The sequence below is a fragment of the Spirosoma utsteinense genome (genome assembly GCF_014282275.1).
GTDB classification, from domain to species: domain Bacteria; phylum Bacteroidota; class Bacteroidia; order Cytophagales; family Spirosomataceae; genus Spirosoma; species Spirosoma utsteinense.
This window is the reverse complement of sequence record NZ_VFIA01000092.1, coordinates 1-6710: the sequence shown is the minus strand read 5'-3', so window position 1 is coordinate 6710 and position 6710 is coordinate 1. Positions and strand designations below refer to the sequence as shown.

At 51.2% G+C, this 6710-nt stretch carries 5 protein-coding genes; 1 reads left to right on the top strand and 4 read right to left on the bottom strand.

The window, feature by feature from the left end; all coding sequences use genetic code 11:
* Positions 1-118: 118 nt before the first annotated feature.
* The 3 genes from FH603_RS27430 to FH603_RS27420 form a co-directional block, all read right to left on the bottom strand.
* The gene (locus FH603_RS27430) at positions 119-1495 is read right to left on the bottom strand and encodes a sugar porter family MFS transporter (RefSeq protein WP_186742419.1); all 1377 of its coding nucleotides are present in this window, start codon (positions 1493-1495) and stop codon (positions 119-121) included.
* Between the two features lie 208 nt (positions 1496-1703).
* Positions 1704-2570: a phytanoyl-CoA dioxygenase family protein gene (locus FH603_RS27425; protein ID WP_186742417.1), complete on the bottom strand. Its 867-nt coding sequence runs from the start codon at positions 2568-2570 to the stop codon at positions 1704-1706.
* Between the two features lie 26 nt (positions 2571-2596).
* A complete protein-coding gene (locus tag FH603_RS27420; protein ID WP_186742415.1) occupies positions 2597-4723 on the bottom strand; it encodes an alpha-galactosidase in 2127 nt (708 codons plus the stop codon).
* Between the two features lie 341 nt (positions 4724-5064).
* Here FH603_RS27420 and FH603_RS27415 point away from each other — a divergent pair, with 341 nt between their 5' ends.
* Positions 5065-5982 (top strand): AraC family transcriptional regulator, encoded by a 918-nt coding sequence (locus tag FH603_RS27415; protein WP_235985647.1) that lies wholly within the window; start codon positions 5065-5067, stop codon positions 5980-5982.
* Positions 5983-6238: 256 nt separating this feature from the next.
* On the opposite strand, the gene FH603_RS27410 is transcribed toward FH603_RS27415, so the two are convergent.
* Positions 6239-6415 (bottom strand): hypothetical protein, encoded by a 177-nt coding sequence (locus FH603_RS27410; protein WP_186742423.1) that lies wholly within the window; start codon positions 6413-6415, stop codon positions 6239-6241.
* Between the last annotated feature and the right edge of the window lie 295 nt (positions 6416-6710).

Sequence of the window (6710 nt, the reverse complement as noted above, 5' to 3'; positions counted from 1 at the left end):
TTAGCGAAGCGTTGATGGTCTAAACCGGTGGCCGACCGCCATTGGCGGTCAGTTTTTAAAGCCTTAATTGAGAGATTCATAAAGCAAAATTATGCCATTGCAACAAGTCTAATAAGGCTTAGGGGCGGATTAGCTCCCGTTCAATTTTTTCGAGCGATTTCCCTTTCGTTTCCGGCATCCGCACCCGAACGAACAGGAAGTAGACGAAACACAAAACCGCATGGAAACCAAACGTCAGCGGCAATCCCCAGTACTGTTTCATGATGGGAAAGGAAGCCGTGGTGAAGAAATTGGTGATCCATAAGGCTAAAGTTGCCAGCGCCAGCGCATTGCCCCGGATGCGGTTCGGGAAGATTTCGGACAGCGCCACCCAGGTGACCGGCCCCAGCGTTGCCGAATAAATGGCGATGAAGGCCAGCACAAAAACGAGCACCCACGCACCGGGCAACTGCCAGTAAAAAGCCGCCGACAACGCCAGCGCATCCAGACAAAGTAAGATCGACCCGTATTGGAGCAGTTTCTTCCGCCCGATTTTATCAATCGTACTGATGGCAATAAACGTAAAAATGAAGTTGATGACTCCAATAATGATCGACTGTAAAAAGGCCGCATCCTGCGCCATGCCCGCTTGCCGAAACAACTCGGGCGCGTACGAAAACAGGGAATTCTGCCCAACGGCCTGCGAAAAAACCGCGACGACAATACCAATGAACACGATGGGCCACAGGTCTTTCCGGAACAGCTCGCCGACGGATTCTTTGGTCTCCTGCAAAAAACTGGCCTTGATCTGGTAGGCTTCGGCCTGGGCATACGTCTCCCCACCGATCCGCGCCAGAATGACTTCCGCTTCGGGTAACCGCTTTTTCCGGATGAGCCAGCGCGGACTCTCGGCCACGAAGAACAGGCCGAAAAAGAACAGCAACGAAGGCACCGACTGCGAGGAGAACATCCACCGCCAGTTATTGACACCGGCATTCAGGAGCAGGTAATTGGACAGGTACGCCAGCAGAATACCAATAACGATCGAAAGCTGGTAGAACGACACCATCCGCCCCCGCATGGGAGCGGGCGAAATTTCGGCCACGTACATCGGGCATACCAAAGCTGCCGCGCCTACCGCTACCCCGCTCAGCATCCGAAAGGCAATGAACAGGGGGAAACTGGACGCCCAGCCGGTTCCGGCACCTGTGAAAGCAAAGAGTACAGCACAGCCCATCAGCAGCTTTTTACGCCCCAGCGTATCGCTCAGCTTACCGCCAATGAGTGCACCGATGGCGGCTCCGAGGTTGATGCAACCCACGGCCCAACCGGTCTGAAACTCGTTCAGATCGAAATAGCGGGTGAAAAACGGGACGGTGCCCGAAATAATAACCAGATCGAAACCGAACAGCACCCCGCCCAGCGCAGCAATGGCACTGATGCGGTACACGTATGTTCGGTTAACATCGGCCTGCATCCGGTTTATTTCCGGTTGAGCCTGAATGATAAGGGCCATGAGGTTGAGGGGTTTAGTAGTGTGTTATTTGCTACGCAGCGATGTAAGTAAGCTTTTAGTTAAGAGCAGATTTTTGTCATCCTGACGAAGGAAGGATCTTCCAAATTCCCCTGCTTAGAAGATCCTTCCTTCGTCAGGATGACAAAAATCTGCTCATTTAAACTTGATTGCGTGAGAATAAAACTTTGTGAATCTCTGTGTTACAACCTCATTTCAATGACACATCCGCTTCTTTAGCCAGAAAATCCGCCCCTTCTTCAGACAGGCCGGCGGCTTCCCAGGTTAGCAGTGCGTCGTTGGGCACAACGTCGATGGGGGTAATACTCGACATGGACGAAGCCGAATCATTGTAGCCAATATTCGACGTCCGGTTGTAGCACGAAATCATCGACCAGCGGGGTTTGTCGGATAAATTGGCTTCGGAACGGTGAAGAATATTGCTGTGGAAAAACAATACATCTCCCGCTTTCAACTCTACATATACCAGTTCCATCGTTTTCAGGGCCAGGTCTACGTAGCGCTGGGAAGCGCCCACCTGCTCACCCGAAAAACCGTGCTCAACCCGGCCCATTTTGTGCGATCCTTTGATAACCTGCAAACAGCCGTTTTCCCGGTTGGCATCGGTAATGGCGACCATCACCGACATCATCTGATCGGGCAACAGAAACTCATTTTTATACCAGTAGCCGTAATCCTGATGCCATTCCCAGGCCCCGCCCACAAGCGGTTCTTTCTGCATCAGTTTCGAATGAAAATGACAAACCGTACCGCCGGACTGCGTAGCGACGGACCGCGTAGCCTCGCCATCGAGCAGGGCATCCACGGAGTCGATCAGTTGTTGGCTTCGGGTGAGCAGACCATACACATCATTGCCCGGTTTGTACCAGAGCGATAGCTTGCTGCGTTTGCCCGTGCTGTCGTTGACGTTAATGGCGTTTTTGCTTACCATATTGTCCTCAATAGCGACGTGGTAGAGCTTTTCGACCTCGTCGGTGTTCAGAAAATTTCGTACAATCAGGTAACCATCCTGATTGTATTGCTGAATTTGTTCAGACGTTAGTGATTCAGTTGTCATAGTGATTGAGGTTATTCTTTGATTAATCAGTTACTACTTATCTCAAAAAGCGCTCCGGTATACTGCTCGTTTAGGCTCACTGGAAAGCCGGTCGTTTGCAGCGCCTGCCCGGTCAGGGAAGCCACTACCTTGCCATCCATCGACCTGACCTGATACCGTTTGACGGGATCGAGGTGTCGGATCGTGACCATCCGCTTCGTTTCGGTACCACCATGTTTGAAAACGCCGATGATACCTCCCTGCTTTGTTTCGGTGTTTATCCGCTGGAAACCGTCCCACATCCCTTCCATCGGTTCGCCGAAGCCGGGGAGGTCCTGCCGGTAGCTCATGATCTGATGCCGGTTTTCCATCCGTTGCAGCCAATCGGCGTAGGCCCGGTATTTTTTCAGGTCTGGGGCAGCTAGTTTCCGGGGGTCGCCGAGCATGATGGGCAGGGCACCCGCCAGCGATTTAATATGCATTTCCCAGCCTTTGTCCTGCATCTCCGGATTACCGATCACCAGCGCCGTGGCGGGTATGGCCGGAGAGCGCCACCACGCCATGTTCCGCACCCGCAGGTCGCCATAGTGATCGGGTTCGTTGAAATTGGACAGCCAGTTGCCTTCGGCATGTTTGAGCATGGCGTAATCGATTAACTGCAACCCGCCCATCGTTTCGAACGTACAGTCGATGAAAAGACCCGGCTTGGCGGCATGCAGTTCATCGAATAATTTCCAGACGGCCTCATAGTTGCTGTACAGTGATTCGTGGTGGTCTTTGTGGCCCTGATGCTGTTGTGCGTAGCAACCCGTCACCTTGTTACCAAACCGGTAGGTGCTGGTCACCACCGTAAAATCCAGCTTCAGGTACTCAAGTCCATACTCCAGCGCGAGTTTCAACAACACGTCTTTAATATAGTCGCGCCAGGGCGTTCCAAAACAAGCAGTGCGCATATTCTGAACATCTTCGTGGAGGTTGGCGGGCTGCTGCTTGGCATCGAGCACGAACCAGTCCGGATGAGCCTGATAGACTTTACTATCGGGCGAGGCACTGCCCACGCTAACCCAAAGACCGGGTTTCATGCCCAACGATTTGATGTAGTCGAAAACAGGTTTCAGGCCGTTGGGGAACTTGGTTTTGTCGATAATCCAGTCGCCATAATTATCCGCCCAGCCATCGTCAATGACAAATTCTTTCATCCCAGCATCGGCCGCCGATTTAGCCAGTTCCATCACCAGCTTCTCATTGATTTCCTTTCGAAAAGGCTCCCAGGTATTGTAGACAAAGGTCGGTTTCCGGGCCAGTTCAGAAAGCCGTATGCCCATGTGCTTCCGAACAAAATCGGGAACGGCCGTATTCAGTATTTCGTCGGGGTCCTTATGGTTGTTATAGACCATCGTAAATACCTGCGGTGTCGTGAACGACTCGCCTTTGTCAATGTACTTCCGAAACGGAAAGCGGGCATCCTTGTGCGTTAGTCCGCTCAGAATAGCGGGCTCATCCCAAAACACCGAGGTATGTTTCACCACCCCGGCGGCCTCGTTGCCAATGACGATGCCTTGCTGCCAGTCGCTGTTGTGAACCGTCAGTAGCGCATCCTGAAAATTGCCGTCGTAGGGGCCGATGGACCGCCGACGGCCATAATCGTGGCAAATCCAGCTAAAGGTAGTAGCGTAGTAAGGGGTCGCGATGAGCTTCTCCACGTCGACCGACTCCAACCGAACCGGCTCGTTGGTCAGGTTTTTAATGGTTAAGCTTTTACGGATAACGGGCAAGTTTGGGTACAGCAGAAAGTTGACGGTCAGTTCGAAATTACCGTCTTTGCTGCGCAGGGTTACCGCAGCCCCGTCGCCTTGTTTTGCATCGGTAATTTTCTGAACCTGAACCAGCTTCCAGGAGTCGGAACCGGTATACGTTTTATCGTTGATCTCGAATTGAAAGTCAGGATTTATCTTCTGAAAATACTTGAACTCACCCACAACGGGTTTGTATTCGGTCGTCAGAAAGCTGCCTTCTGAGGCCGGGAGTTTGATGGTTCGCTGAACGACGCCGTTGTTAAGCAAAAGTTCCGACGCTGTCCATATAGCAAAGGATTGGCCCGTCATTGCGGGTTGCGCTAGTGCCCTGGTCAACAGTAAGCCAGTCCAGAAAATAATCAAAAAGAAGTTTTTCATAAAAAAGGTTTTTCTGACAGCATTGACAACCGAACGGTCAATGCTATCAGTAAGAATTTACGAACCTGTTTAGGCTTTCACACGGGCCTTCCTGTCAGTCAGGCGGTGGGTTGTAGCCTGGACGGCTACGTCCAGGTAGGCAGATATCCCGTTTACCCCCGGACGTGGCCGTCCAGGCTACAACCCACCCTATACGGACCGTAATCCGTAATCCTAAACAGGCTCTACGTGCCAATTGCACTTTACACCCACAAAATTCAGTTTTTCTAAGACCGGACAGATGAAGAATTTTGGCTAAAGCATAGATTATCTTACCTTCAACCCCAAATTGTAGTTGATCGATGCCAACGAAGCGACAGAATCGAAAAGGGCGGGGATTTACCGGTGAGCGGATGATTGAAATCCCGAAGGAGGTAGTCGAAAAATGCCGGTCAATGCCCCTGATCAATACCTTGTTCATCACTCAAATGGGCTTTTTCCCGAAGGCCCGGTACCACTACTACCAGCGACCAAACGGCATGTCGCAGGTTATTCTGCTCTACTGTACGGACGGCATGGGCTGGATTCAGGTACCCCATGGACGGGTGACCATACAGGCGGGGTCAGTATTTGCCATTGCCCCCGGCGTACCACATTCCTACGGAGCAGATACCGATAATCCCTGGACAATCTACTGGTTTCACCTCAGCGGCAATCAGTGTGCTGCAGTGACAATAGCAACCAAGAATGAGAAAGAAGCGGCTCCGCAAGCCGTTCGGGTTGGCTTTTCCGATGAGCGAATCCAGCTATTCAACCAGATAGTAGATATTTTTCTGAATGGATACAGCCAGTCGAATTTGTTGGCGGCTAACCTGACACTTTCGTATTTACTGGCCTCGTTCATTTTACCGGATAACTTCCAGAAAGAAGTGGTGCCTGCCGCAACGGCCAATCCAACCAACAGGGCTATTTCCTACATGCAAAGCAACCTGTCGAAAACAGTTACACTGGACAATATTGCCCAATCAGCCAATTTATCCAGCTCATTTTTCTCCCGAAAGTTCAAGCAGGATACCGGCTACGCGCCTATCGAATATTTTAACCACCTCCGGATTCAGAAAGCCTGTCAACTTCTCCACTTCAGTGATTTGCGCATCAATGAAGTAGCGTCTCAACTGGGCATCGACGACCCGTTCTATTTTTCAAGGCTGTTCAAAAAACAGATGGGTATTTCGCCGGTCGAATACCGGAAAAGTGAAGGCATAAACCGTAAACTATAGTCATTCTATCAGTTTCTTACTTTAAAAAAGTAAGGTCTCCTCCCCAGCATCCGGTCTTTCGTAAAAACATGAAATTGACTATCAGTAGTCAAGCAGGTGAGCTATTTCAAAATTTTCACATGGGCTGCATTCGTTCTGTCGGGATTTCACGAACGGGTTTACTGCTCAAATGCGCCACGATCTCTGCCAGTCTCCTTCGGGCGGGCTTTACCGGTTATGTCGGCGCTTTTTGACCCTTCGCCAAGTAGTAGAAATATTACGACGCCAGTTCCGGATAGATGGGCACGCCCATGTATTTAAACGCCAGTGGCGCAAAATACGACGACCCCATGCCCAGGTACGGCACATGCAGTGGCAGCGGGTCAATCGTACTAGCCAGGACCTCGCCGGCCCGTTCGGGAATTTCCAGAATTTCGTTTAGAATTGGGTTCATTGGGTTTTTATGTTTTCTGTGTAGAGACCGATCCGCCGGTGCGGCAACCCTTTGCGTCTCCTGACCGGATGGTTTATGCATAGGGTTGATGCAAAGGAGACGCAGAGGGTTGCCGCAAAAAGCTGACGTATAGGAGACGTATAGCTGACGCGAAGGGCTGACGCCTAGGAGACGCAAGGTATTGCCGCACCGATTTCTATGGGTTATGAAAAGGCTGGCGCATAATTTTTGTCATATTTTTCACCCCGTCGAACAACCGCACAAACCCGGTGAATCAGCTTGTTGCGGACGGCGT